This is a genomic window from Planosporangium mesophilum (assembly GCF_016863255.1).
GTDB classification, from domain to species: Bacteria; Actinomycetota; Actinomycetes; order Mycobacteriales; family Micromonosporaceae; genus Planosporangium; species Planosporangium mesophilum.
In genome coordinates, this window is record NZ_BOON01000018.1 from 139,720 (window position 1) to 165,533 (window position 25,814).

Genomic DNA, 25,814 nt, shown 5'->3' on the forward strand with positions numbered 1-25,814 from the left:
TTGTCAGATGGGCGGCCAGGGAATAGCCGGCCAGTCCTCGTTCGGCTGCGGAAAGCAACGGGTGGCGAGCAGTCGGTCCACCCGCATCGCGAGCGTGCCGACCTCCATCTCGGTCAGGTGCTCGCCCAGGCTGGCGCCGAGCCGGCCGTCGAGCTCCACCCGCAACTTCTCCAGCAGTTCGACGGTGTCGGGCGCCAGTGGCTCACCGACCCACCCCCACAGCACCGTGCGCAGCTTGTCCTCGGTGTGGAAGGTCACGCCGTGGTCGACGCCGTACACCCGGCCGTCGACGGTCACGATCACGTGGCCGCCCTTGCGATCGGCGTTGTTGACCACCGCGTCGAAGATCGCCATGCGGGCCAGCCGCGGGTCGTCGGCGTGCGCCAGCGCGTACGGGCGGCCCCGCTCGTCCCGGGCGGCGGCCACCCGGCGCCAGCCGGCCGGCACGTCGCGGTTGGGTACGAACCCGAGCAGCGGCTCGTCCTGGCGCTCCTCGTCGATCCAGAGTTGGCACATGCCCGGCCCGAGCGGGCCGTCGCGCAGCACCGTCGGCGGTACGACGTCGAAGCCGGCCTGCGTCGACAGCCGGTACGCCGCGACCTCCCGGTCGGCGAGGGTGCCGTCGGGGAAGTCCCACAGCGGCCGCTCGCCGTGTACCGGCTTGTACACGCAGCGGGCGGTCACGCCGTCGGCGGTGATGACCGCCCGGAGGGTGGCGTTCGACGCGTCGACCAGACGGCCCTCGAGCTCCAGGTCACCCTGTCGAAGCAGGGTGAGCGCGTCGGCGTCGGAGAGCGGGGCAGGGACGGCCGGGGTCTGGCCGGCCGACGGGTCGGCCGGGCCGGTGGGTTCTGCCGTCACGCCAACTACCGCCGGTAGCCGTTGTGCCGGGGGCAGAGGTGGCCGCGGGCGTCGAGGGGCTGGCCGCACAGCGGGCACGGCGGGCGCCCGGAGGCGACCACCCTGCGGGCCCGGTCGATGAACGCGCGGGCGGCCTGCGGAGTGAGCCGGACCCGGAGCCGGTCCCGGTCGGCGGTCAGCTCCTCGTCGTCGTCGTCCTCCTCGTCCTCCTCGTCGGCCTCACCCTCGCCCACTGCGATCGCCTCGATCACGACGGTCGCGGTGTCGACGTCGAAGGCCAGACCCAGCGTGCCGACCCGGAACTCCTCGTCGAGCGGGGTCTCGAGGGGCTCGTTGTCGGTGGGCGACGGCTCTACGGACGGCAGCTCCACGCCGAAGCGCCGGTGGGCCTCTACGAGCAGCTCGTCGAGTTTCTCGGCCAGCAGGGCCACCTGCACCTTCTCCAGCGCAACGGTGACCAGCCTGCCGCCCCCGCGGGCCTGCAGGAAGAATGTCCGCTCTCCCGGCGCACCGACGGTCCCGGCCACGAACCGCTCCGGCGGTTCGAACGCGTACACCTGGTGGCTCATATCCAAGACCCTATCCGCCCGCACGCCGCGTGTCGCGCTGGTACGTACTCACCTCAGGCTACGTCCCGGGGGTACCGGCACCGCCGCCGACAGCCGCGTCCGAGTCGCGCGTGGAGCGCCGTCGCCGCTTGCGACCCCGGGGCACCAGCGCGCTCAGCGGCGCACCGGTGTCGTTGAGACGTACCACGAACGGCCGCAGCGGAGTGTAGTTGATCACAGTCAACGAGGCGGGCTCGACCATGATGCGCTGAAAGAGGTCCAGGTGCACCCCGAGCGCGTCGGCGACGATGGCCTTGATCACATCGCCGTGACTGCAGGCCAGCCACAGCGCGTCCGGCCCGTGCTGGGCGCCGATGCGGGCGTCCCACTCGCGTACCGCCTCCACGGCCCGGGCGGACATGGCGGCCAGGCGCTCCCCGCCTGGGAAGGTGGCGGCGGAGGGGTGCTGCTGCACCACCTTCCACAGCGGGTCCTTGGAGAGCTTGGCCAACTGCTGGCCCTCCCAGTCGCCGTACCCGCACTCCACCAGGCGCGGGTCGACCTGCGGCTCGACGTCGGGGAGCGCCAGGGCCAGGGTCTCGCGGCAGCGCGCCAGTGGGCTGGTCACCACCGCGGCGATCGGTACCCCGGCCAGGCGCTCCCCGGCGGCCTTGGCCTGCAACTGTCCGGTGTCGTCGAGCCCCACCGGCTGATGGCCCGCGAGGGAGCCGTCGGCGTTGGCGGTGGTCCGGCCGTGCCGGACGAGGATGACGGTGGTCACGACCGGAGCCTACGTGCCCGTACGCCGTTCGTGGGAGCTCAGCTCGCGCTGATCACGCCGGCCGCCAGCAGGCCGATGACGGCGAGGCCGGCGAGCACCCGGTACCAGACGAACGACACCAGGGAGTGGTTGGCGACGAACTTCAGCAGCCAGGCGATCGACGCGTACCCGACCAGGAAACTGACGGCGATGCCGACGCCGGTGGCGGTCCAGCCGATGGTGGCCGAGATGTGGTCGGCCTGGCTGACCGCCTCGAGCAGACCGGCCGCGGTCAGTGCCGGGATGCCGAGGAAGAACGACAGCCGGGTCGCGGTCACCCGGTCGATGCCCAGCAGCAGGCCGGCGCTGATCGTCGCCCCCGACCGGGACACGCCCGGGACCAGCGCGATGCTCTGCGCCGCCCCGATGATCACCGCGTCCTTCAACGTGACGTCGCCCTCGGCACGCTTCTGGGTGGCCCGGTACTCGGCGAAGACCATGACCAGACACCAGGCGATCAGCATGTTGGCCACCACCCACATGCTGCGCAGCGGCCCCTCGATCAGCGGCTTGGCGACCAGGCCGGCCACGCCGATCGGGATCGAGCCGACGATCACGTTCAGCGCCATCCGCCAGTCGGCCGACTGCCGGCCCTCGGCGCTGGCGACTCCGCGGACGAAGCCCATGACGAAGCGGACGATGTCCCGCCGGAAGTAGATGATCGCGGCGGCGATCGCGCCGATCTGGATGACCGCCGTGTACGCCGTGACGCCCGGATCGTCGATCCGCAGCCCCAGCAGCTTCTCGGTGATGGTCAGGTGGCCGGTCGAGGAGACCGGGAGGAACTCGGTGAGCCCCTCGACGATGCCGAGGAGAACCGCCTGCCAGATGTCCACGGTCCTTACTCCCCCACCCCGGACTTGGCGTACGCCTCGCTGAGCTGGCGCAGCGTCTGGATGCCGGACTCGGCGTCGCCGACGAACAGTACCGTCGACAGCGTGGTCACGCCGGCTTCGGCGTACGCGCGCATCCGCTCGGCGATGCGGTCGACCGGCCCGAGCAGCGAGGTGCGGTCGATGAACTCCATCGGTACCGCGGCCGCCGCGTCCCGGTGGCGCTTGGCCAGGTACAGGTCCTGCACCTCGCGGGCGGCGTCGCCGTACCCCATCCGGGTGGCGAGCTGGTTGTAGAAGTTCTTCTCCCGGCTGCCCATGCCGCCGATGTAGAGGGCGGCGTAGGCGCGCACCAGCTCGGCGCACATGTCCACGTCGTCGCCGATGACGACCGGCACGTTGGCCACGACGTCGAAGCCGGTCAGGTCCTTGCCGACCTTCGCCCGGCCGGCGGCGATGTGGGCGTGCTGCTCGGCGGCGAACTCCGGGGCGTAGAAGATCGCCAGCCACCCGTCGGCGATCTCGCCGGCCAGCTCCAGGTTCTTCGGGCCGACCGCGGCGAGGTAGATCGGGATCTGGTCGCGCACCGGGTGCAGCGTCAGCCGCAGCGCCTTGCCGGGGCCGTCGGGCAACGGCAGCGTGTAGTGCTTGCCGGAGTACTCGACGTTCTTGCGGCTCAACGCCTGCTTGACGATGTCGACGTACTCGCGGGTGCGCTCCAGGGGCCTGCCGAAGCGCACCCCGTGCCAGCCCTCGGAGACCTGCGGGCCGGACACGCCCAGGCCCAGCCGGAACCGGCCGCCCGAGATCGTGTCGAGGGTCGCGGCCGTCATCGCGGTCATGGCGGGGGTACGGGCCGGGATCTGCAGGATCGCGCTGCCCAGCTCGATCCGGCTGGTCTGGCCGGCGAACCAGGCGAGCATCGTCGGCGCGTCTGAGCCGTACGCCTCGGCGACCCAGACCGTCGAGTACCCCAAGCGGTCTGCCTCCTGGGTGAGAACCAGGTGGTCGGCCGCGCTGGACCAGGCGGTCTGATAGCCAAGATTGAGTGCCAGGCGCATAGGGTCTCCCCATCGAAAGCGGGCTGCGGAAGCATCGTCAGGGTAACGGGGCGTCGGAGCGCACCCGTGCGCGCCCGCGCCGTATCGTTTCCCACCATGCAGCAGCGACCGCTCGGCCGTAGCGGGCTGGCGGTCTCCCGACTGGCCCTCGGCACGATGACGTGGGGTCGGGACACCGACGTCGACGACGCCGCTGCCCAGCTCAAGACGTTCCGGGACGCCGACGGCAACCTGCTGGACACCGCCGACGTGTACGGCGACGGCGAGGCCGAAGCGGTCATCGGTAGCCTGCTCGACACGCTCATCCCCCGCGAGGAGTTGGTCATCGCGTCCAAGGCCGGGCTGCGGCCGGGCCTGACGCGCCGCCGTGACGGCTCGCGGGCCCACCTGCTGCGGGCGCTGGACACCACCCTCGGCCGGCTCGGCACGGACTATCTCGACCTGTGGCAGGTCCACGGGTACGACCCGGACACGCCCCTCGAGGAGACGCTCGCCGCGCTGGACACGGCGGTGTCCACCGGCCGGGCCAGGTACGCCGGGATCTCCAACTTCTCCGGCTGGCAAACCGCCCGCGCCGCCACCTGGCAGCAGGCCTGGCCGGGCCGGGCGCCACTGGTCAGCGCGCAGGTGGAGTACTCGCTGCTGGAGCGGGGCGTGGAGCGGGAGCTGCTGCCGGCCTGCGAAGCACTCGGCCTCGGGGTGCTGCCGTGGTCGCCGCTGGGGCGCGGGGTGCTGACCGGCAAGTACCGCACCGGCGTGCCCGCCGACTCCCGGGCGGCGTCCCCGCACTTCGAACGGTTCGTCGCGCCGTACCTCGACGTGCGCTGCGCCGGCATCGTCGAGGCGGTGGTCACCGCCGCCGACGGCCTGGGCGCCTCGCCGCTGGAAGTGGCCCTCGCCTGGGTACGGGACCGGCCCGGCGTGGTCGCCCCGATCCTCGGCGCCCGTACCGTCGGGCAGCTGCTCGGCGCGCTGCAGGCGGAGGAGGTCGAGCTGCCGCCGGAGATCCGCGCCGCGCTCGACGACGTGTCCGCGGTCACCTGTGGCTACCCGGAGCGCCAAACCTGACCTCAGCGCTGGTCAAAGCGGCCGGGTCGGGGGCAGGATCGGAAACCATGGACTACGAATACGCGCCGCTGCGGTTGCCAGCAAATGTCGACCGGTTGACCGCAACGGCGCAGTTGACGATCCAGGCCGAGTACGGCGGCTGGGAGCTGGCCCGGGTACGGCTGTACGCCGACGGCACCAGGCAGGTCATGCTCCGCCGCCGGGTGACCGGGAACTCCCAGCCCGGCCTGTCGTACTGACCGAGCCGTTCGGTCGGCCGTGGCGTGGTGGCGCCCGGTCCCGGCTGGGTCCGGGCGCCACGCACACGCGCCTACTCCCGGCGACCGCCGTCGCCGGACTCGTCCTCGAGGTCGACGTACGTGTGCTCGTCGAGCCGGTCGACGACCCGGTCATCCGCGTCGAGCTGGAACGGCCCGGTGCCGTCCGTGTCGTCGAACTCCTCGGGATCCAGGCCGGCGGTGACCTCGGCGACCACCACCACCCCGTTGAGCGACTCCAGCTCCGGGATGTCCAAGGCTCCTAGCGAGCCGTCGCCGGCCTGCATGAGCTCCAGCAGCGCCTCCCCCACCGACTCGACCGGCGCGACCGACTCGCCGTCGGCCTGGGGTGCCGCCTGCCGCGCGGACTCCGCGATCCGCAGCAGGGCGCTGACGCTGGGTACCCGGTAGTCGCGCCGCTGCCGCACCGACACCACCCGCGGGTGCGGGTCGTCGGCCCCCTCGGTCAGCATGGCGAGCTGCCGGTCGGCCTCGTCCGGGTCGATCGCGTCGACATCCCACGGCGTCACCTCGCCGAACGCGTCGAGCAGCAGCTCGTCGTACTCGAACGAGGCGTTGTTGAGTTCGACGTAGGCGCGCCACACCTGATCGTCGTCGGTGCGCCCATCGGCCGCCTTGACGGCGGTCAGATGGGCCCGGGCGGCGGAGATCACCCGCTCCAGTGCGGTGTCCAGCTCCGCGTGCCGGTCGGTCATGGTTTTCGCTCCCCTTCAGGCGTGATGGATTTCGGGGCGTCAGCTCGGATCTTGCGAGTAGGTCGGATCAGGTGGATCAGCTCGGAACCGGCGGCTCAGCTGGCGGCGAGGAACCGGTCGAGGACGCGCACGCCGAACTTTAGTCCCTCCACCGGTACCCGCTCGTCGATGCCGTGGAACAGCGCGCCGAAGTTGAGGTCGGCGGGCAGCCGCAGCGGCGCGAAGCCGAAGCAGCGGATGCCCAGCTTCTGGAACGCCTTCGCGTCGGTGCCGCCGGAGAGCATGTACGGGACGGCCCTGGCCGCCGGATCCTCGGCCAGCAGCGCGGCGCTCATCGCCTCGACGAGCGGGCCGTCGAATGCCGTCTCCAGGGGCGGCTGGCGCTCGATGTACTCGATGTCGATGTCCGGGCCGATCACGTCGCGCAACTGCTTCTCGAAGACCTCGGCGTGGCCGGGCAGGGTACGGCAGTCGACGGTCGCTACCGCCCGGCTGGGGATGACGTTCTCCTTGTACCCGGCCTCCAGCCTGGTCGGGTTCGCGGTGTTGCGCACGGTCGCGCCGATGATCGTGGCGATCGGACCCAGCTTGGCGATGGCCAGCTCGGGGTCGTCGAGGTCGACCTCGATGCCGAGCGCCTCGGATACCTGTGCCAGGAACGCCCGTACCGTGTCGGTCATCGCGATCGGGAACTTGTGCCGGCCCAGCCGCGCCACGGCCTCGCTCAGGGCGGTGATCGCGTTGTCGTCGTTGACCATCGAGCCGTGGCCGGGGCGGCCTCGGGCGATCAGCCGCAGCCACTCGATGCCCTTCTCGGCCGTCTCCACCAGGTACAGCCGGAGGTTCTCGTCGACGGTGTAGGAGAAGCCGCCGACCTCGCCGATCGCCTCGGTACAGCCCTCGAACAGCTCCGGGTGGTTGTCGACCATGAAGTGCGCGCCGTACCGACCGCCGGCCTCCTCGTCGGCCAGGAACGCCAGCACCAGGTCGCGCGGGGGGACCCGGCCCTCCCGCCGCCACTGCCGGACGACCGCGAGGGCCATGGCGTCGAAGTCCTTCATGTCGATGGCGCCGCGGCCCCACAGGTACCCGTCCTTGATCTCGCCGCCGAACGGGTCGACCGACCACTCGCTGGCGTCGGCCGGTACGACGTCGAGGTGGCCGTGTACGAGCAACGCCCCGCGGTCGCGGTCGGCGCCCTCGTAGCGGGCGACCACACTGGTCCGCCCCGGGGCGCTCTCCCGGATCTCCGGCTCCAGGCCCACCTCGGCCAGCTTGGCCGCCACGTACTCGGCGGCGGCGCGCTCCCCAGCGCTCGTGGTGGTGTCGCCGGTGTTGGTGGTGTCGATGCGCAGCAGGTCGCGGCAGATCTCCACCACCTCGTCAACGGCGCTGACAGGGCGGCCGGTCGCCGCCGGAGCGTCTTGTGAGGTCATACCCCTCTTCTTACCAGTCGGGGTCGGCACCTCGGACGCGACCGGCGGCGGCGGGTCGGCGCGTTGTCGCCAGTTTCAGCGTGTTGTCACGAGTGTCAGTGTGTCGTTACCAATTGAAGCCGGCGGCGTAGGAGATCTGGGCCAGGACGGCCTGACCGCTGGCGTTGGGGTGGAAGTAGTCCCAGGTGGACACCTGTGACAGCGCGAACGGGTAGTTGAAGACCGCGTTGTCGTCGAAGTCGCAGTTCGGCCCGTAGGCGGCGCAGGCCTGCGCGAGCTGCGCGTTGAAGTCGACGACGCGCTGGCGTACCCGGTCGCGGCGGGCGTTGTCGGCGGCGGCGGTGGACGTCGGGTTGGCCAGCATCGACTGGCAGATGCCGAACAGCGACCAGGCGCTGAGGGCGCCGGCGTTGCCCCTGCCGGCCGACCACAGGCGCTTGATGTCGGGGATGCTGATCACCGCCACCCGCGCGTTCGGCAGGCCGGTCCTGAGCTTGCCCAGGGCGGAGTCGATCGAGGCGCGGAACGCGCCGACCGGGGTCATCGTGGACTCCGAGCTGGTGCACGCGTCGTTCGCACCGATGAGGACCGTGACGTACTGGACGCCCTGGGAGACCGCGGTGTCGGCCTGTCCGGGCATGTCGGCCGCCTTGGCACCGCTGCGGGCATCGTTGTAGTTACGGCCGTTGATCGCGCTGTTCTTGGCGCGGATGCGGAGGTAGTGGCTGTTGACGCCACTGTCGTCGCCGGTACTGAACGACCGGGAGGTGCAGTCGACGTACCAGCCGCAGGCGTTGAACCCACGGGTGATCGAGTCGCCCATGCTCGCCATCGAGCTGGGCGGGGGGCCGGGGGCGGCGGCGGCTGGCACGGTGGGCAGGAGGAGGGCGGTGGCCATACCCGTCGTGAGGGCGACCAGGCCGGTACGCACGAGTCTCATTGATGGACCTCGCTTCGTACGATGGGGGTTACCGCTAGGTAACTTTCTTTATCGCACGGAAACGTTGATCCATCGACATAGCTGATTTAGCGATTAGTGAATGCGTAAGCACTCTGCGTTATCGAAACGCCGACGGTTTGCGGCCCGAGGGGGCAGGGTACCGATCGGGCACCATCACTACCCACCGAGGAGATCGCCCGTGTCAGCGCCCCTGCCTCCGCTACCGCCGGCCCCCGCGGTGGACGACAACGACGTGATCCCGGGCGGTCGCAACATGGTCGACATCCTGGTCGACGACCATCACCAGATCTCGGCCCTGTGCGACCGGCTCCGCGAGTCCCTGGCCGACGCCTCGGCGGCGTCGGCCATCGCCGAGGTACTGGTGGCGATGCTGTCCCGGCACCTGTCGGTGGAGGAGCAGTACCTGTACCCGACCGCGCGGTCGGTGCTCCGCGACGGCGAGCACCTCGCCGCGCAGGAACTGGCCGAGGACGCCGAGATGCTGCTCACCCTCAAGCAGTTGCACGGTTCAGCGCCGGACGACCCGGCGTACGCCACCCTGGTCGCCACCGTCAGCCGACAGCACCGCCGCCACGCGATGCGGGCCTCGGAGGAGATCTTTCCCCGGCTGCGCGCCCGGTGCAGCGAGAACGAGCTGATCCGGCTGGGCAACCGGGTCGAGATCGCCCACGAGGCGGCGCCGACCCGGCCGCACCCGGCGACCCCCGTCACTCCCCCGGTCAACAAGGTGCTCGACCCGGCGGTCGGCGTGGTGGACAAGGTCCGGGACATCATCGCGGGGCGTACCACCTGGCCCGAGGACCTGTAGATATCGTGGTTCCCCGCTGTTGGTCGTCGGAGCCGGGCGGCTCGATTCGATCGGCCCCCGGCTCACCGGGGCCGCGCCCCCACAAGATCACGAGCCCACCGGCGATCCGTTTCGCATGATCGACGGCTGGGGTGTACAGTCATTGTCCGTGCCGCTGAGCGGTCGGCGGGGCTTCTGCGCCCTGTCGCCGACGCGGCGCATGGCAGGTCCGAGTGGCGGAATGGCAGACGCGCTAGCTTGAGGTGCTAGTGCCCTTTATCGGGCGTGGGGGTTCAAGTCCCCCCTCGGACACCAGCTCGTAGCATATTTGCGACATCTGACGTACGCGTGGTCGAACGCCTTCGGACACACCAACGGCGCATTCTCGACCCCTTCCACACGACCGCACCGGCGCGCCCGGGGTGATCGACGTGACTAACGTCGCCGTCTCCCCCGTGATCCCGCCGATCGCTCCCGCGGCCGGCTCCCACCACCCCTCCACGCCGGGGAACGTTCGTCCGTCGTTGCCGCTGCCTCGCCTCGCCGACACCCGGATCCGGACCCGGGCCACCGTGTACGGGTTGGCCACGCTCGACTGCCATGGCCGGGCCTCCGACCTCACGGTCATCCGGGCGCTGGGCTGGGCAGCGGGCACCCGCCTGAACGTGCGCGAACGCGGCGGGCTGGTACTCGTCACCGCCGACCGGCAGGGCGTGTTCGGCCTGACCACTCAGGGACACCTGCAACTGCCGGCCACCGTCCGCCGCTGGTGCGGCCTGGCGACCGGCGACCGGGTGCTACTGGCGGCCGACCCCGCCGACGGCCTGCTCGTGGTGTACCCGCCGGCCATCCTGGACTCGATGATCACCCAGTTTCACGCCCGCGTGCTGGGTGGTGATGCCGGATGACCGCACAGCCCACGTCGGGCCCCGGGCCGGCCGAACTCGACGCCGCCCGGCTGCTGCTGGCCAAACTGGGCGTGTCCCCCAACGACCTGCTGGGCGCGGCAGCGCCCCGCCCGCCGGCACCGACGTTTGCCGCCTACATCCCCATCGTGTCCGCCGCGGTCGGCGCCGGCACCCGCCGGGTGTACAGCAGCTACTGGAACCGCATCGCCGACCACTGGGGGCAGCGGCACCTCGACCAGGTCACCGCCTCGGACATCCAGCGGCTCGCTGAGCACGTGCGCACCCATGTGGTCGCCCGCCGCAACGCCCGCGGCGGTCGTAGCGCGGTCGAACACCTCATCGCCGCGCTGCGCTGCCTCTACCACCACGCGGTCGCCGACGGCCTGATCGACGAGGCCGACAACCCCGCCCGCAAGGTCGCCAAGCCGCGACGGCTACCCAGCACCCGCCGCGCGGTGCCCGACCCCCGCCTCTCCGAGATCAATCAGGTCGCGGCCACCACCGGCAACGACCCCGCGCTGGACAGCCTGCTGCTTAGGCTGCACACCGAGACCGCCTGCCGCCGCGGCGGCGCCCTGGCCCTGCGACCGGCCGACCTCGACCCCGACCAGTGCCTGATCCTGTTGCGGGAGAAGGGCGACACGGTGCGCTGGCAACCGGTCTCACCCACCTTGATGGCCCACCTGCAGCAGCACGCCACCGACCGGCACGCTCCCCCGACAGGGTCGTTGCTGCGTTACCGCAACGGTGACCCGATCACCTACCGGCGCTACGACCACCTGTGGCAGCGCATCGGCGGCTATCTGCCGTGGGTGGCCACCCAGCAGATCAGCACCCACTGGCTGCGGCACACGACGCTGACCTGGGTGGAACGCAACTTCGGCTACGCGGTGGCCCGGGCCTACGCCGGGCACACCGACAGCGGCAGCGACGCGGGCACCACCACGACCTACATCCGCGCGAGCATCCAGGAGGTCGCATCCGCGCTCGCCGCCCTCACCGGGGAGCCCCATCCCCTCGAGTAACGACGGTCGCCGAGTCCGTGCGACTACCGATGCATCCAGGAATCCATGCGTGCGGGTTCGACGACCCCGATGACGGTTCGGGTGCTGCCGGGGTTGCAACCGTTTCCCGACTGGGCCGCTGTGGCTGTGTGCCAGCGCTGGCGCACAGCCACAGCGCGCGTCACCGGGAGTCGACAGCAAGGGGGTGCGGTTCGCCCGTCAGCGCCGCCAAAGCGGCCGCGACCTCGTAGAGGTCCGCACGGACGTAGGTGGATGTCGTACCTGCGTCGTTCTTTCCGCTGTGTCCGGCGTAGGCCCGGGCGACCGCGTAGCCGAAGTTGCGTTCCACCCAGGTCAGGGTGGTGTGCCGCAGCCAGTGGGTGCTGATCTGCTGGATGGCCACCCACGGCAGGTGCTTGCCCAGCCGCTGCCAGAGGTAGTCGTACCGGCGTGCCGTGATCGGTTTGCCGTTTCCGTAGCGCAACAGCTGGCCACTTGGGTCGCCGGTGCCGCGCTCCTCGTTATGGAGCAGCAAATAGCGCGTCAGGGTCGGCGAGATCGGCTGCCAGCGCACCGTCTCACCCTTCTCCCGCAGCCGGACCAGGCACTGCTCGCTGTCGATATCACAGAGGCGCAGGCCGAGCGCGCCCGCTCGGCGACAAGCGGTCTCCGTGTGCAGCCTAAGCAGCAGCCTGTCCAGCTCCGGGTCGTTGCCGGTACTGGCGGCCACCGCATTGATCTGAGCCAGGTGGGTGGCGGAGATCGCGCGGCGCGTGCTCGGCAGACGACGCGGCTTGGCCACCCGGGCAGCAGGGCTGTCGGCCTCGGCTATCAGGCCATCCATGACGGCGTACCGATAGAGGCACCGCAGCGCGGCGATCACATGTTCGGCGGACGCACGGCCACCGCGAGAATTCCGTCGGGTGACACTCTGCCGCTTCGCCCACTCGGCGAGCTCGTGGATTTCCAGCGGCGTCGGCTCGTCCAGGCGCCGAGCGCCCCACACTTGTCGCACCTTCGCCCAGTAGGTTTCGTACACGCTACGGGTTGCATCGGTAACCACGTGCGACACGCGACCGATGTACTCGTCGAAGGTGGGCATGGGGCGGCGGGGTCCCGCACCGCGCATGACCTGTTCCGGCGACACCCCCAAACGGTCGAGCAGCAGACGCGCCGCCTCGATGTCGGCACCGGACACTGCAGCGGAGCGTGTTTCCATCAGCACGCCTCGCCTCTGCGCGTGGCGTGGTACGCCAACACCATCGCGTCCAGCTCTGCCATGGGGTAGGCCACCAGGATGCCAGGGTCCGGGCACGCTGCCACCAGCAGCCGGTCACCATCGTGCAGCCGGCACACCCGCCGCACGGCGACGGGCAACCGCAGGTGGCCCTGCGCAGTGATCGCCACCGCGCCGTCCGCGCGTGCAACGACAACGACGACGCTGGACACGACGGTGACAGCGACACGTAACCCTGCGCGCCAACCCAAGGTCCGCAGCGGCGACCGGGCCGCAACGCGCCCGCGCCGGTCAATGGTAGTCACGACGTAGAACGTCGAACTGCGTGACGGGGACGGCGCCAATGGCGCAAGAGGCAGTCCAGGAGGGGACGGCTGCGCCGCGTGCGTTCCGAGACCCAGGGCCGACCACAGCCTGTCTCCGAAGCCACCCACCGCGACTGGCGCGGCGGTGGCACGGTCTGTTACCGGGGACACCATCGCCGCCGAGTCCGCACACGTCGGACCGGCTCGAACACTGTCTGCGCTAGACAGCCATGGCGGCCAACGGCGTGTACAACCAGAACCGGGCGGGTGCGCTGCGGGATTGGATCGCCAGCTGTATCCGCGACATCGGCCGCGTTGTGGAGATCGCGGCCGAGCTGCGCGCCGGCCAGCAGGCCGTCGTAACGGATGGTCATGGGACAGTTTCCGGCCGCAGCAATCGGTTCCCGTCCCGCCGGCACCCCAACGATTCGGGCGCAACCCCCTGCAGCACGTTGATCACGTCCACCACGCACCCCCGACACCGCTCGTACTGGTCGCTCGAGACCGATCGAAATGCAAAATTCGATCGTGCCAAGCATCACGGGACCACGGTGTCAGCCAACAGTTGACGGAGGTTGACGGGCGCCGTTGCGTTGTGGGATCGATGGACGCGTTGAACCCGCCTCGGTCTGGGGTCAGATCGCGTAGGCGAGTTCGGTGAACGCGGCGGCGACCCGCGTTCTCGGCGGGGCGTTGACGGCGAGTTCGTAGTGGCCACGGCGGAGGTTCTGCATGAAGGCGTGCCCGGCGATGATCACTCGCGCTGTCTTGTCCGTGCGTAGCCCGCGCATCGCTCTCAGCTGATGCTTGAGTCGACCGTGGTCACCCTCTATCGCATTGTTGGCGTACTGCTCGACGTGGTGCCACGCCTGCGGCATCAGTTCGTCGAGGACGGCGGGGTAGACCGCGGCAGCGTCGGTGACGACCTCACAGGGCGGCCCCTTCAACATCGACAGCGCCCGGCGGAAGAACCTCCGCGCCGCGTCAGCGTCCCGGCGCGCCGACACCAGCACGTCGCTGACCTGCCCGTACTGGTCTATGGCGCGGTAGACGTAGCGCCAGACTCCGTTGACTTTGACGTAGGTCTCGTCGGCGTGCCACCGGTCACCCGGTGAGTGGCGGCTGAATCGGGCGGCGTCGGCCAGCAGTGGGGTGAACCGCTGCACCCACCGGTACACGGTGACGTGGTCGGCCTCGATGCCGCGTTCGACGAGCAGTTCCTCGACGTCTCGGTAGGAGAGGCTGTAACGCAGGTACCAGCGGACCGCGACGATGATCACCTCGGCCGGGAACCGGAACCCGGTGAACGCCGGCTTCGGTGGCGGCCAGGGGGGGGGAACGGGGACTGTCCGATAAAAGGTGTAACTGATCTGGCCTGACACGCCGAGCTTCGAGGGCTCGGCGGGAAGGACAGGCAGTGAGCGACATCATTGATTCCGTGCCGAAGCCGATGGATGCGCAGCAGTTGGCTGCCGAGCTGGTGGACAAGGCCCGCGCGGAAGGGATCGACCTGGTCGGCCCGCGTGGACTGTTGACCGGGCTGACCAAGACGGTGCTGGAGACCGCCCTGGAGGCGGAGATGACCGAGCACCTGGGCTATGACAAGCACGACCCGGCCGGGCGCACCGGCGGCAACTCCCGCAACGGCACCCGGATCAAGACGGTGCTCACCGAGGTCGGTCCGGTCGAGCTCGATGTGCCCCGCGACCGGGACGGCAGCTTCGAGCCGGTCATCGTGCGCAAGCGTCAGCGCCGGCTGAATGGCGTCGACCAGATCGTGCTGTCGCTGACCGCGCGCGGGTTGACCACCGGCGAGATCGCCGCCCACTTCGACGAGGTCTACGGCGCGAAGGTCAGCAAGGACACCATCTCGAGGATCACCGACAAGGTGCTCGAAGAGATGACCGAGTGGCAAAACCGGCCCCTCGACAAGGTGTATCCGGTGCTGTTCATCGACGCCATCATGGTCAAGGTCCGCGACGGGCAGGTGACCAACCGGCCCGTCTATGTGGCCATCGGGGTGACCGTCAACGGCGAACGCGACATCCTCGGGCTGTGGGCCGGCGACGGCGGCGAGGGCGCCAAGTTCTGGCTGTCGGTGCTGACCGAGATCAAAAACCGGGGCGTGCAGGACGTGTGCATCGCCGTCTGCGACGGCCTCAAAGGTCTACCCGAGTCAATCACCACCGCCTGGCCGCTGGCGACGGTGCAGGCGTGCATCATCCACCTGATCCGCAACACCTTCCGCTACGCCTCCCGCCGCGACTGGGACGCCCTGTCGAAGGACCTGCGGCCGGTCTACACCGCCGCGACCGAGGCCGCCGCCGCGGCCCGGTTCGACGAGTTCGCCGACACCTGGGGCGGCCAGTATCCGGCGATCGTCAAGCTGTGGCGGGCGACCTGGACGGAGTTCGTGCCGTTCCTGGACTACGACGTCGAGATCCGCCGCATCATCTGCAGCACGAACGCGATCGAGTCGCTCAACGCCCGCTACCGCCGCGCGGTGCGCGCCCGCGGGCACTTCCCGACCGAACAGGCTGCCCTGAAGTGTCTCTACCTGGCCACCCGCGCCCTCGACCCGACCGGACGCGGCCGGGCCCGATGGGCGATCCGCTGGAAGCCCGCCCTCAACGCCTTCGCGATCACCTTCGAGGGCCGTATCGTTCCGAGCACCACCAATTGAGAGCGCTGGATTAGTTACACCGAAGATCGGACAGTTCCCGCCCGTACTCATGGCCTGATCGACGGCGGGGTCATGACGTCGGGAGCAATAGTCAAGACCTGTGGATAGGCGAAGTTATCGCCGGAGGCTCCGGCGCCATCGGATCTCGCCTTCGTGCAATTCGTCGGTGGGTGTGAGCCCGGCAGCGACGGCGACGGCAGCGGATTGCGGGGTGGATGTGGGCGATGACGGTTTGCATCGGCTGCTGGCTGAGCCAGTCGACGAGTCCTTGAGCTGCTTCGGTGGCGATGCCTCGTCCCTGCCATGCAGTCCCGACTACCCAGGCGATCTCGGCGATGGGGCCGTGACCGGAGGGACTGATCGTCGCCTGGACTGTGCCGGTCAGGCAGGCCTCGTCACGGAGGCGGATCATCCAGTTCAGCCAGGAGACGGCCGGATCGGGAGAGCCTGAGGTCAGGCGCTGGTAGCGCGAGCGCAGCGCTTGCGGGGTGTCCGGAGTGCGGCCGGTGAACGTGTGCAGAGCTGGATCGGACAGCACGGTGGCCATCGCCGCGGCGTGCTCGACGAGAAGCGGCAGCAGGTCCAGCCGCCGTGTGGTGACGGCCTGGGCCGCGATGGTGCTCACGCCGCGACCGCCTCGGGGCGTTCGACCAGGAGGCCGCGTTCGAAGCGGGCGCCGGCGCGCACGAGGGCGACGAGGTGGGGTGCGTTGACCGCGCGCCAGCGGTGCTGGGCGTGCACGGTGCCAATGCTCGCCGCATGGCCTCTGACCTGCGGCTCGGGCGATCGGTCAGGCGGCTCGTGAGTACTGGTTGACCATGCCGCCGAGGACTCGTCTTCGCCGTACCGGTGCGTCGATCGCGACCACCACGTCTGGGTCGTGGTTTGGTGGGTGCTGGTCGAGGCTCTGGTGTGGACGGTGGTCGTTGAAATGGCGCTCGTAGGCGCCGATCACGGCACGGGCATGGCGCTCGTGGTAGATCAGCATCCGGTCGGTGCACTCGGCGCAGACGCTTCGAACGAACCGCTCTGCATCACAGTTCGCGCGGGGTGTGCGGGGCGGAGTCCTGACCACGTCGACGCCTTCGGCGGTAAACACCGCGTCGAACGGTGCGGTGAACTTCGAGTCCCGGTCCCGGATCAGAACCGAAAGCTGGTGATTCGATCACCAAGATCGATGACCAGGTTGCGGGCTTGCTGGGTGGTCCACTCGGCCGTCGGATGGGCGGTGACGCCCATGATGTGTACCCGTCGGGTGGCGATCTCCATCACGACCAACACGTACAGCCGCCGCAGCGTGATGGTGTCGATGTGGAAGAAGTCCGTCGCCAGCAGCCCGGACGCCTGCGTTCGCAGGAAGGTCCGCCAGTTGGTGTCAACGTCGCGCCGGGCCGATCCTGGCGGTGGCGAGGATCCGGCGGATGGTGCCGGCGCCGACGCGGTGGCCGAGGCCGACGAGTTCGCCTTGGATGCGGCGATGCCCCCAACCGGGATTCTCGCGGGCCAGTCGGAGGACAAGGCCACGTAGCTCAGCGCTGATCCGTGGCCGTCCCGGCCGGTTCGGGTAGGTCCAGTGCCGGCTGACCAGGCGACGGTGCCAGGACAACAGCGTGGCCGGCGTGACGATCCGGTGCTTCCATAGCTCGCGCGGAAGAGCGCGGACCAAGGCGGAGAGCACGGCTCGGTCCGGCCATGACAGGCGCGGCCTGCCGACCTGGCGCCGCAGCACGGCGACTTCGTGGCGCAGCACCAACAGCTCGGCGATCATCGCGGACTCGCCGCGCCTCACCTGCGGCAACCAGCCGAACATCCGAACCGCGGTCAGGTACAGCAGGCGAACAACCATGCATCCGATCCTGCGCGACCGTCACAAACACCAGCTCACACCGTGTGCGAGCAGTTCTGGCACGGTACACCCGCTCCCCGAACCTTTCACCGCACCGGGCACACTCGACCACCTCGACATCCGCCGACGCGATCGACTCGGCGGCATCCTCCACGAATACCGACACGCCGCTTGAGCTGCCCGAACGGCATTTTCGGCACCTACAGGCGTAGGGCAAGGATTTCCATATCCTTGTCTCGATTGCTCATCGGCAGCAGGCGCAGCATGGCGAACGCGTTCGTCACGCCCAGGTACGCCAGTCGCAGCAGCACGGCAGCCCATCATGCCGCATCGATCACGAGCTACGCCCAGGCCCAGCAACCGGACCAACATCTCCGACACCCGCATGCCGGCCCTCACCAGTGCGGATGGGGTTTTCGGCAGGGGCAACCTCGAAGACGCCCGCCGATGAAGTTGGAAAAGGCTCGATGCAACGGCGCCGCCGAAGAAGGCTGCGGCCACGCCGTGATCCGCATCGGCGCCAGTTGGCTCAGCTTTGCGGCAGCCCGACGTCTGCGGGAAGGCCGTAATGCTGCGACAGGAACGCCAACCAGAAGGTTCCGCTGGAGGCACGGCCCGCGGTGAGCGCGACGACAACCTTACGTTGCTGCGGGGACAGCGCTGCGAAGGTAGTGCCCTCCGGAAGACGCCCGTGCGGGAACACGACGTCGAGGATCGACCTGCCCACCAGGAGCGCCGAAGGCCCGGGCTGCAGCGTCATCAGCCGGTCCATCAGCACGTCGAGACGCTCCGGCGCGGCGGCGTCGGACAGGCGGAGGAGGCTCAGCACCGCCAGATTCGCCATATTGCCCTCGAGGTAGGGCACCTCGTCCGGCCACCGGTCAGCGTGGCGGACGCAGTCGTACAGTTCCCGCACCACGACCGGGCCAGGCTCGCCGGACAGGTGAGCCAGCGCGATGGCCGCGGCCCACCGTTCCGGAAAGTGCGGGCCGCCCAACCGCTGGGTCAGCGCCACCATCAGCCCGACGTGCCCGCCGTCGCCGAGAAGCCCGGCTGCGATCGAGGCGACCGCCACCGTCGTCACGTCACGCTCCCGGTCCAGCAGGTGCACCAGGTGCGGCACGATCACCGCCGCGTCCTCCGGGAACCACCCAAGCAGATACGCCGCGCTCATGGCCACTACCGGATCTTGAGACGCCAAGGCGTCGAGATATACCGCAAGTCCAGCACGAACGGCGTCGTAGGCCGCCAACTCCCACCGCTGGAAATCGCGTCGCTCCAGGGCGGTTGTCCACTCCGCACTGATCTGGCGTTCCATCCGGACGCGCTCGGTCGCGCCGGCGGCGACCCACTCCGCGAGTTCCTTTTCGAGCTCGTCATCGGTCATGGCCGCTTTACGGGCCACCTCACGCCGCAGCCGATCCAGCGGCTGTGAAGCGTACAGCCAGCTGAATTCGTCGCCGATCGCGATGGAGGCCAGCAGGAAACAGGCCATGGGCCGCGCTGGCGCCTTCCGATCGGCAACCACCTCGATGATGAACGGAACCGCTTTGACGCTCTCCTCGGTGCGCATACCTTCATCAGATAGATGATCGCGCAGGCGATGGAAAGCCGAGAGACGGATTTCCCCATTATCCGAGTACAGCGCCCGCAGCGCGGCTCGCGACTCGTCGGACAGGCCGCTACCGGGCTCTTTCACCAGTCCCCCTAACTGACCTGCTGGACGAATCGCCTTCACCTGACACGATCCGGCATCCTAGCATCCGCTCCGCTGAAACCAGGATCGACGCCACCATCCCACCGACATCGAGCAGAAACCCCAACGCCCCCAATGACTATGCGTCCAATAGCGGGTTATGCGGCTGACAGGAAGCCTCCATGCCAGGAAAACCGCACGGCCCGTATTTCGCGAAGTGGATGATGTCAGCGATGAAACCGATCGGCCCCAGAACCTCACCAACCGCGCCGGCAGCGCGGCCCACCCCTCCTGGACCGGCCCTTTCCCCGCCGACCTCGCCGATGCCGCTGGGCCGCGGGACCTCCGGAGCCGCTTTCGGCAACATGTCAAATAAGGTAGGGCGCGTCGGAAATACTTCTTCGGGCCTAAGTCCGCCACCTTCGAGATCCGCGTGGGAGTTTTCCGCGCCGTAGGAACGATTAGTAGGATTACCTACTGAATCCTTTCCGTTCGGCGTACGATAGATGACACGCACACCATTTTCCCTGGCTATCTTCGCAAGTTTGGTATCGCAGTTGCTCCCACATGGAGGAAGATCATCATCAACAACGATGACGATCGTGTATCCCTCGCGAAGGTACCCATTCATCCCTAGTAGCCGGCGAACCCGAGCTTCAACGTGTGTTTCCCTTGTGCCGGACTCATCGGGAAGCTTGAAGCCGCTGAAGAATGTGTCGTCATAGAATACCCTTTTCCCATTTTGGTCGTATACTGCAGCCGCACCATGGAGCGTCGCCTTTCCTCTTAGCTCACGCACCCAATTCCGCATGGTCGCGTCGCTCGGTGACGAGGATTTCGCACCGCCGGATGCGGCGGATACTCCCTGATTCAGAACGTCTCCTACCGTCCCGGACGGGCAGGCGCATGCACCACTGGACCCGTTCCCAGTCAGCGAGTTGATGTAGTAGTCCATGAAGCTCGTCCCTGACGACCCGCCGTCGGTGGGGTACATCAACCCGCTGGGATCGCTGGTGGTGACGGGTGAGTTGTTGGCGTAGGCGTAGCCGTTCCAGCTTTGTGGGTTGCTGGAGTCCAGAACTGGGTCCGGGCTGATGAAGCGGCCGGTGGTGGGATCGTAGTTGCGGGCACCGACCACGGTCAGGCCGGTCGCGGTGTCGACGGGTTTGTCGAGGAAGCCGTGGTTGTCCGGCCAGGTGGTGGTGGCACCGCGGGTGTCGCCGTAGGGGGTGTACTGCCGCCAGGTGGGGGTTTGGGCGGTGGAGTCGAGGTAGACGGTGGGAGTGCCGTGCTGGTCGGCGAGCGCGAACCTGTAGTTGCTGCCGGAGCCGGTGCGGATGACGGTGCCGCCGCCCGGCAGCGCGTAGTAGCGGGTGCCGGTGACGGTGCCGCTGGCGGTGTCGAGACTGAGTTGCTGACCGGGCAGGTAGAGGATCGTCTTGCCCGGGTCGTTCTGGGCGAGCAGGTTGCCGTCGGGGTCGTACTTGAACGAGCTGTTGCCGGCGGTGCCGCCGGTGACCGCGGTCAGCTTGCTGGCCTCGTTCCAGGTCAGGGTCTGGCTACCCTGGCTGGGGGTGGTGCGGGCGGTCATGTTGCCGGCGACGTCGTAGCCGTACGACGTCGAGGCGGTGCTGGCGCCGGTGCTGTTCGTAGCGGTTAGCGTGTGGGGCTGGTTGGTGTTGTTGCCGTTGTAGGTGTAGCTGGTGGTGGTGTCCGTACCGCCGGTGAGGTTGTGCTGGGTCTGGTCCTTGCGGTTGCCGAGCGCGTCGAAGCTCCAGGTGGTCCAGTAGGCGCTGGCGGCACCGAGGCTGTCACCGACGGTCGAGTGGTCGGTGGGGGTGGGGGTGGCGGCGCAGTTGTCGGTGGCGGTCCAGGCCTGGGTCAGCCGGGCCAGGCCGTCGTAGCTGTAGCACTGGGTCTCGGTCGGGCTGGCCGCGCCCAGGCGGGTGGAGACCTGTTTGGTGACGTTGCCGGCTAGGTCGTAGCTGTAGGTCTGGTCGTCAACGTTGGTCGGCGTGGCCACCGCCCGCGTGACCAGTTGGCGGGTGAGCCGGCTGGTGTGGTCGTCGTAGGTGTTGGTCAGGTAGGCCAGGTTCGGTGAGGCGCCGATGGTTTCCTGGTTGACCCGGCCGTAGGCGTCGTAGGTGACGCCCTGGGCGTAGCCGGTGGCACCGCCGAGGGTGTCGGGCAGGTCGAGCACGCCGGCGTAGCCATGATTGACCGTTTCGGCTGGTAGGCCGCCGGCTGCGGGGTAGACATCTTTGAGTAGGAGGCCGGTGGTGGTGCTGTAGGCGTGCTGGTAGGTGTAGGTGCCGGCCAGGGCGAGGCTTTCGGTGGCCGACGGGATGGTGACCTTCTCCCCCAGCGACTCACCGAAGACGTTGAAGTTGCTGTACTGGGTGGTGTAGGCAGCGCCGCCCCAGTACGCGGTCGCTGTGGTCAGGTGCCCCAAGGGGTATTTCATGCCGGTGACGGCGTTGTTGGTGTTGTCGTACACCCACGAGGCAAGCCGGTTGGCGGCCGTCTGCCCCGATACGGGGGCGGCGTACTTGCCGGTTTTGCGGTTGAGCGCGTCGTAGGTGTAGGAAACGGTCTTGCCGCGCGCGTCGGTGGTCTCGGTGAGGTTGCCATTGCCGTCGTAGTTCATGCTGGAGGCGCCGACGTCCGGGTCGGTTTTGGCCGTAACGCGTCCGAGCAGGTTGAACGTCGACGTCCAGGTGTTGTTTTTCCCGTCGGTGAGGGTGCTCTGGTTACCCTGGCCGTCGTAGCCGTACCGGCTGGCGACGGTGGTACCGCCGGTCACCGACCAAACGCCGCTGAACGTGTCCGCCGGGGCTGCCACGGTGGGCGCGCTGGTGTACTCGTCGAGCTCGGTGGTGCGCCCGAGCGGGTCGACGACGGTAGTCTTGGTGACGCCGCCGGTCGGCGGGGTGACGGTGGTGCGGTCGCCGCCATAGACGGTGGTGGTGGTGGAGACGATCTGGCCGTTTTTGGTCTTGGCGTCCTGTACCACGCGACCGAGGCCGTTGTAGGTGTAGACGTCGGCGTTGGGCACCTGGGCCTTGAGGTTGGCCGCCGACACCAGGGTGGTGTTTGGGGTGGTCGACGAGTCCCACCAGCCGCTGTACTTGGTGGCCACCCAACCGCGGGTGTCGTAGAACGTGTCGGTGACCATCCGCCCGGCCTGGGGCGTCATCGTCTGCGCTTGACGCTCACGTAGGAGCGCGTCATATATGAGCGTCGACGTCTGGTAGCCGGAGGAGTCGTTGAGCTTCCGGGTGGTGACGGCGGTGATGCCGGTGTTGGACACCTGGTAGGCGTAGGTGTAGTTGGCCGGCGTGGTGGTAGCCCGGGAAGCTAACCACACCGACGTGATCCGCCCTAGGGGGTCGTACTGCTGGGTGGTAACCACACCGTTGGTATCGGTGGTGGTCAGCGGCACGCCCCGCTGCGCGTCGACAGTGGTTGAGGTGGCCTGACCCAGCGGGTTGGTCACGGTCGAGCCGATGATCAGCCCGACCGCGTCCGTCGTGTAGGACCTGCTGGTCTTGTTGCCGTTGCCGTCCCACGTCGCGGTGACGCGGCCGTAGGAGTCGTAGCTGGTCTGCTTGGTGGTCTGGTAGACGAACGCCCCGGAGGTGTAGGTCGACGCCGACTGGACCATCGTGGCGTCGCCCTTGGACGGCGCCGCACTCTGCGGGAACGCGGTGGAGAACGTGGGGTCTTCGTAGAAGGTGCGCATGGCCGACACGACCTGCGCCGGCCGGTCGACAGTCGTCGGGGCGGTGAGGGTGTTGAGCGCGGCGGGTACCGAGGCCGGAGAGCCCTGGGTGAACCCGCCGCAGGCCACCGAGTCGGTCTCCGTCTCGGCGACCAGGCCGACCAGGTTGGCGGCAGTGTTGGCCGCCGCGTAGCCAGTGGTGGCGCACCGGTCGTAGGTCGGATCGGCCGGAACCGTGTGGGAGTAGCTGCGCCGTAGCAGGCCGAACGTGGCGCTGGCGGTGTCGGCGTCGTAGCTGTTATCGGTCTCGGTGTAGCGCCACGTGGTCGACCCGCCGCTGGTGACTGCCTGTCGGGTGTAGGTCTCGATGGGCGCCACCCAATTCGCCGTCAGTGCCGGCAGACCCGAGCGGTTGCGGGTCGCGGTGGCCGCCGATACCCAGTACGAGGTGATGATCGAGTGGTCGATCGGGCCGCCGTCACCGAGGTAGGCGGTGGTTTCCAGGGGCTTTCCGGCCAGTTGGTTGGTGTCGTCGTGATTACCACCGGCTGAGTCCGTCACCGTGACCGCGGTCGAGTTGTTGTTATTCGACATTCCGCGGTAATAGGTGGTCTCCGACAATGTCTGCTTGTCGTTGACCCCGTCGCCGCCGCGGGTCTGCACCCGGCCGTAGCCGCGGAACTGGCCGTAGGTGCGGTACTTGGCCTGCACCACCTCGTTGTCGTCGAAGTGCCAGGCAGCCCCGCCCAGGTAGCTGTAGCTGGTCGCCGTGGCCGCGGCTCCGCCGGTCGGGTCGGTCTGGGTGACCTTGGTGACGACGTACTTGTTGAACCAGTCCAGGAACGGCTTGGTGTAGCCGGCCGGGGTCCAATAGACCGGGTAGCACGAGGAGGTATTCGACGCCGGGGTCAGGGTGACCGGCCCGGCGCAGGAATCGATCAACTGGTAGGTGGCGCTGATCACCGAGCCGGACTCGGTGGTGATGGTGGCGATGCGGTGGCGGTAGAACGCGGGCAGGCCGTCGGTGACGGTGTCGACCCGGTTCTGCAGCTTGACGCTGGTGAACGACACCGGCGGCAGCGTGATCGGCGTGGTCGACCCGCCGCCAGTGGTGGCCGAGCCGGTGTGGGTGATCGAGGCCAGCCACAGCGTCGGCGAGGTGCCGTCGCCAGTCTCTGGCATGGTCTGCGTCAGGGCGTACGAGTCGACGGTGACGTAGCTGGAACTGGCGGTCGAGTACTGCTGCATCACGATCGAGGTCAGCCGCACGGTCGAGAAGAACGACGGTCCGTAGGCGGTGCAGGTGGCACCGGAGGCGCAGACCAGATCGAAGGGGACGTCGGGCCAGTTGGCCTTGTTCGTGGCGTTGAGCGGCTGGCAGGTGCCAGACAGGCACCGGTCGCCCGTGGTGAACACGACCTTGTCCGGGACGGTGCCGTAGGCGTTGCCGTCGGTGAAGCCGTAGTCGATGTGGTCGAGGCGACTGTCACGGATGTACTGGGTGTTCTTGGCGCCCTTGTTCTGCCCGTAGAAGTTGGTGTCCTGCTGGTAGTAGTAGGACATCGCGTTGCCGTGGACGTCGGTGACGTAGTCGAGATTCCACCGGTAGGCCATGGTGCACACCGACGGGGCGAACCCGGCCGAGCTGTAGCACGGATCGCCCTGGTGGGCCGAGTACACCGGCACCGAGTCCACCGAATTGGTGGTCGGCTTACCCGACGCCCAGCCCGGCAGCTGGTTGCGGCCGAACGAGAACACCATGCCGTCGCGGGCGGTGACCTTCCAGTAGTCGGTGTTGTCGGTGCCGGTGCCGTTACCCGAGTTGGTCACGTGGGTGATGACCATGCCGGTGTCGTTGTCGGCCTTCCAAACCTGCTTACCCGCGTCCCACACCAGCGACGTCGACGAGCCATTGAGCGACATGGTCAGGACCGGGCCGTTGTAGCACAGGTCCGACGTCGACACCGGGGAGGCGATGCCTTCCGGATTGTCCGCACACGACATGAACGACTGCTCGATGAACGAGTGCGGGGTTGTCCAGCCATCCCCAACCCACGATGCTTGGACCTGGGTGGAGGCGGTCTTCCCGTCCACATCGCCCGAGTCGTATCCCAAGCCGACCTTCGGTATCAGCGGCGAGGCGGCCGGTGGCGTCGTGATCGGGTAGGTGTAGGTGAACGACCCGGTACTTCCCCCACCCGTCCACGATCCGGAGGGAGCCAGGGTGGTCGCGGCGTACGTACCGGCCGCACCGCCCTCGGCACCCGGGTCGGTGCTGGTGGTGGCGGCCATAACCATCGGCGTCGAACTCGACGCCGCGGTCGCCGACGAGCCGCCCACCGGAACCTTCGCCGACACGCTCTTGGCGGCACGGTCGTTGACGCTGTCGAGCGGTGTTACCCGGCGGCAGTCGACGGTTTTCGGGGCGGTCAGTACACACGCCGGCAGCGCCACCAGGCGCAGCCGCTGACCGTAGTTGCCGCCGTAGGCCTGCGCGAACGCGGCGTAGTCGATACCGACCCGCACGTCGCCGGCCCCCGGACCGGAGGGTTTGACGGTCAGCAGTACCCCGTCGATGCCGGCCGCGGTCGCCGCGGCGTGGTCGAGCACCCGCACGTCGACCTTGGCCGGTCCGGTGTAACGACCTGTAGCGTCGGCGACGGCCTGCACCCATGCCGGGGTCTTCGCGCCGCGGGCTTTCGCCCCCTCCTTCACCCCGGCCGCCGGCGCGGTGACCGTGATGGACGCCGCCCCGGCGGCCGGCCACGTCGTCGCGGTCGGGGTGAACTTCCGCTTGGCGGGATCGTTGCCGGGCTTGGCGAAGTGCAACGGCAGCGGCGTGACACCGGTGACCGCTCGTCCCTTTGACACCGGGGGTGGCGGCGCGGGCTTGCGCGGCGCGGCGGCGGCGGGGACCGGGCCCAGCATCGCCCCGACCACCGATACCGCCGCAATGGCCGCCGTGATCGGCGTCCACCCTGTCCGACGCTGACCTACCCGATATGCCATTCGGGACCCCGCATTCGCGCGCTGCACGGATCGATGGGCGGGCAGGCCGACCGGGCG

The 25,814-nt window shown here is 68.9% G+C and carries 23 protein-coding genes, 1 tRNA gene and 1 pseudogene; 8 read left to right on the forward strand and 17 right to left on the reverse strand.

The features are described 5' to 3' along the window. Positions 1-3: 3 nt before the first annotated feature. The 5 genes from Pme01_RS10495 to Pme01_RS10515 form a co-directional block, all read right to left on the reverse strand. Positions 4-771: an SCO1664 family protein gene (locus tag Pme01_RS10495; protein WP_203935543.1), complete on the reverse strand. Its 768-nt coding sequence runs from the start codon at positions 769-771 to the stop codon at positions 4-6. A 95-nt stretch (positions 772-866) separates the two neighbouring features. Then, complete coding sequence (locus tag Pme01_RS10500; RefSeq protein ID WP_168114516.1) at positions 867-1,430, reverse strand: DUF3090 domain-containing protein; 564 nt, start codon at positions 1,428-1,430, stop codon at positions 867-869. A 58-nt stretch (positions 1,431-1,488) separates the two neighbouring features. Continuing rightward, entirely contained in the window at positions 1,489-2,190 is a 702-nt protein-coding gene (locus Pme01_RS10505; RefSeq protein ID WP_168114517.1) for a histidine phosphatase family protein, read from the reverse strand. A 38-nt stretch (positions 2,191-2,228) separates the two neighbouring features. Then, positions 2,229-3,065, reverse strand: a complete 837-nt coding sequence (locus tag Pme01_RS10510; protein ID WP_168114518.1) for an undecaprenyl-diphosphate phosphatase — start codon at positions 3,063-3,065, stop codon at positions 2,229-2,231. A gap of 5 nt (positions 3,066-3,070) precedes the next feature. Further along, positions 3,071-4,123, reverse strand: coding sequence for an LLM class F420-dependent oxidoreductase (locus tag Pme01_RS10515; protein ID WP_168114519.1), 1,053 nt, complete (start codon positions 4,121-4,123; stop codon positions 3,071-3,073). A 96-nt stretch (positions 4,124-4,219) separates the two neighbouring features. On the opposite strand from Pme01_RS10515, the gene Pme01_RS10520 reads away from it, so the two are divergent. Together Pme01_RS10520 and Pme01_RS10525 are read left to right on the forward strand one after the other, a co-directional pair. Further along, positions 4,220-5,191 (forward strand): aldo/keto reductase, encoded by a 972-nt coding sequence (locus Pme01_RS10520; RefSeq protein WP_168114520.1) that lies wholly within the window; start codon positions 4,220-4,222, stop codon positions 5,189-5,191. A gap of 47 nt (positions 5,192-5,238) precedes the next feature. Further along, a complete protein-coding gene (locus tag Pme01_RS10525) occupies positions 5,239-5,430 on the forward strand; it encodes a DUF5703 family protein (RefSeq protein WP_168114521.1) in 192 nt (63 codons plus the stop codon). 71 nt (positions 5,431-5,501) lie between these two features. Here Pme01_RS10525 and Pme01_RS10530 read toward each other — a convergent pair whose 3' ends face one another. From Pme01_RS10530 to Pme01_RS10540, 3 genes are all read right to left on the reverse strand, one after another. Continuing rightward, positions 5,502-6,164 (reverse strand): hypothetical protein, encoded by a 663-nt coding sequence (locus Pme01_RS10530; RefSeq protein WP_168114522.1) that lies wholly within the window; start codon positions 6,162-6,164, stop codon positions 5,502-5,504. A gap of 95 nt (positions 6,165-6,259) precedes the next feature. Further along, on the reverse strand, positions 6,260-7,600 hold the full coding sequence (locus Pme01_RS10535; RefSeq protein WP_168114523.1) for a M20/M25/M40 family metallo-hydrolase: 1,341 nt from the start codon (positions 7,598-7,600) through the stop codon (positions 6,260-6,262). A 106-nt stretch (positions 7,601-7,706) separates the two neighbouring features. Continuing rightward, positions 7,707-8,540, reverse strand: coding sequence for an SGNH/GDSL hydrolase family protein (locus tag Pme01_RS10540; RefSeq protein WP_168114524.1), 834 nt, complete (start codon positions 8,538-8,540; stop codon positions 7,707-7,709). A 199-nt stretch (positions 8,541-8,739) separates the two neighbouring features. Between Pme01_RS10540 and Pme01_RS10545 the strand changes: the two genes are divergently transcribed. The 4 genes from Pme01_RS10545 (at position 8,740) to Pme01_RS10560 (ending at position 11,281) form a co-directional block, all read left to right on the forward strand. Then, complete coding sequence (locus Pme01_RS10545; protein WP_168114525.1) at positions 8,740-9,369, forward strand: hemerythrin domain-containing protein; 630 nt, start codon at positions 8,740-8,742, stop codon at positions 9,367-9,369. A gap of 206 nt (positions 9,370-9,575) precedes the next feature. Further along, positions 9,576-9,663, forward strand: a tRNA-Leu gene (locus Pme01_RS10550). A 116-nt stretch (positions 9,664-9,779) separates the two neighbouring features. Next, positions 9,780-10,256: a hypothetical protein gene (locus Pme01_RS30860; protein WP_239088130.1), complete on the forward strand. Its 477-nt coding sequence runs from the start codon at positions 9,780-9,782 to the stop codon at positions 10,254-10,256. Next, entirely contained in the window at positions 10,253-11,281 is a 1,029-nt protein-coding gene (locus Pme01_RS10560) for a tyrosine-type recombinase/integrase (protein ID WP_168114526.1), read from the forward strand. The genes Pme01_RS30860 and Pme01_RS10560 overlap by 4 nt, the downstream gene beginning before the upstream one ends. 160 nt (positions 11,282-11,441) lie before the next feature. Here Pme01_RS10560 and Pme01_RS10565 read toward each other — a convergent pair whose 3' ends face one another. Then, positions 11,442-12,458: a tyrosine-type recombinase/integrase gene (locus Pme01_RS10565; protein ID WP_239088131.1), complete on the reverse strand. Its 1,017-nt coding sequence runs from the start codon at positions 12,456-12,458 to the stop codon at positions 11,442-11,444. A gap of 20 nt (positions 12,459-12,478) precedes the next feature. Then, on the reverse strand, positions 12,479-12,667 hold the full coding sequence (locus Pme01_RS10570; protein ID WP_168114528.1) for a hypothetical protein: 189 nt from the start codon (positions 12,665-12,667) through the stop codon (positions 12,479-12,481). Positions 12,668-13,032: 365 nt separating this feature from the next. Between Pme01_RS10570 and Pme01_RS10575 the strand changes: the two genes are divergently transcribed. Continuing rightward, the gene (locus Pme01_RS10575) at positions 13,033-13,371 is read left to right on the forward strand and encodes a hypothetical protein (RefSeq protein WP_168114529.1); all 339 of its coding nucleotides are present in this window, start codon (positions 13,033-13,035) and stop codon (positions 13,369-13,371) included. Positions 13,372-13,437: 66 nt separating this feature from the next. Here the strand turns inward: Pme01_RS10575 and Pme01_RS10580 are convergent. Beyond that, positions 13,438-14,109, reverse strand: a pseudogene (locus Pme01_RS10580) (IS6 family transposase); the annotation flags it as partial. A gap of 143 nt (positions 14,110-14,252) precedes the next feature. Here Pme01_RS10580 and Pme01_RS10585 point away from each other — a divergent pair. After that, positions 14,253-15,485: an IS256 family transposase gene (locus Pme01_RS10585; RefSeq protein WP_239088146.1), complete on the forward strand. Its 1,233-nt coding sequence runs from the start codon at positions 14,253-14,255 to the stop codon at positions 15,483-15,485. Positions 15,486-15,576: 91 nt separating this feature from the next. On the opposite strand, the gene Pme01_RS10590 is transcribed toward Pme01_RS10585, so the two are convergent. The 6 genes from Pme01_RS10590 to Pme01_RS31450 all read right to left on the reverse strand — a co-directional run bounded on the left by Pme01_RS10590 (position 15,577) and on the right by Pme01_RS31450 (position 25,676). Further along, positions 15,577-16,110 (reverse strand): GNAT family N-acetyltransferase, encoded by a 534-nt coding sequence (locus Pme01_RS10590; RefSeq protein WP_239088132.1) that lies wholly within the window; start codon positions 16,108-16,110, stop codon positions 15,577-15,579. Positions 16,111-16,275: 165 nt separating this feature from the next. Next, complete coding sequence (locus Pme01_RS30865; protein ID WP_239088133.1) at positions 16,276-16,584, reverse strand: integrase core domain-containing protein; 309 nt, start codon at positions 16,582-16,584, stop codon at positions 16,276-16,278. A gap of 41 nt (positions 16,585-16,625) precedes the next feature. After that, entirely contained in the window at positions 16,626-16,757 is a 132-nt protein-coding gene (locus tag Pme01_RS31445) for a hypothetical protein (protein ID WP_275408515.1), read from the reverse strand. A 103-nt stretch (positions 16,758-16,860) separates the two neighbouring features. Continuing rightward, positions 16,861-17,331, reverse strand: coding sequence for a hypothetical protein (locus tag Pme01_RS30870; RefSeq protein WP_239088134.1), 471 nt, complete (start codon positions 17,329-17,331; stop codon positions 16,861-16,863). 529 nt (positions 17,332-17,860) lie between these two features. Then, positions 17,861-19,030 carry a hypothetical protein gene (locus Pme01_RS10600; RefSeq protein WP_168114532.1) on the reverse strand — a complete coding sequence of 390 codons (1,170 nt, stop codon included), beginning with the start codon at positions 19,028-19,030 and terminating at the stop codon, positions 17,861-17,863. Positions 19,031-19,166: 136 nt separating this feature from the next. Continuing rightward, positions 19,167-25,676, reverse strand: coding sequence for an RHS repeat domain-containing protein (locus Pme01_RS31450; RefSeq protein ID WP_275408516.1), 6,510 nt, complete (start codon positions 25,674-25,676; stop codon positions 19,167-19,169). Positions 25,677-25,814 lie beyond the last annotated feature (138 nt).

What these genes read in the sequence shown, in the direction of transcription:
- Pme01_RS10500 (WP_168114516.1), bottom strand. Translation starts at nt 1,430, where the DNA reads ATGAGCCACCAGGTGTACGCGTTCGAACCGCCGGAGCGGTTCGTGGCC.
- Pme01_RS10515 (WP_168114519.1), bottom strand. Translation starts at nt 4,123, where the DNA reads ATGCGCCTGGCACTCAATCTTGGCTATCAGACCGCCTGGTCCAGCGCG.
- Pme01_RS10520 (WP_168114520.1), top strand. Translation starts at nt 4,220, where the DNA reads ATGCAGCAGCGACCGCTCGGCCGTAGCGGGCTGGCGGTCTCCCGACTG.
- Pme01_RS10525 (WP_168114521.1), top strand. Translation starts at nt 5,239, where the DNA reads ATGGACTACGAATACGCGCCGCTGCGGTTGCCAGCAAATGTCGACCGG.
- Pme01_RS10530 (WP_168114522.1), bottom strand. Translation starts at nt 6,164, where the DNA reads ATGACCGACCGGCACGCGGAGCTGGACACCGCACTGGAGCGGGTGATC.
- Pme01_RS10535 (WP_168114523.1), bottom strand. Translation starts at nt 7,600, where the DNA reads ATGACCTCACAAGACGCTCCGGCGGCGACCGGCCGCCCTGTCAGCGCC.
- Pme01_RS10540 (WP_168114524.1), bottom strand. Translation starts at nt 8,540, where the DNA reads ATGAGACTCGTGCGTACCGGCCTGGTCGCCCTCACGACGGGTATGGCC.
- Pme01_RS10560 (WP_168114526.1), top strand. Translation starts at nt 10,253, where the DNA reads ATGACCGCACAGCCCACGTCGGGCCCCGGGCCGGCCGAACTCGACGCC.
- Pme01_RS10575 (WP_168114529.1), top strand. Translation starts at nt 13,033, where the DNA reads ATGGCGGCCAACGGCGTGTACAACCAGAACCGGGCGGGTGCGCTGCGG.
- Pme01_RS10585 (WP_239088146.1), top strand. Translation starts at nt 14,253, where the DNA reads ATGGATGCGCAGCAGTTGGCTGCCGAGCTGGTGGACAAGGCCCGCGCG.
- Pme01_RS30870 (WP_239088134.1), bottom strand. Translation starts at nt 17,331, where the DNA reads ATGGTTGTTCGCCTGCTGTACCTGACCGCGGTTCGGATGTTCGGCTGG.
- Pme01_RS31450 (WP_275408516.1), bottom strand. Translation starts at nt 25,676, where the DNA reads ATGCTGGGCCCGGTCCCCGCCGCCGCCGCGCCGCGCAAGCCCGCGCCG.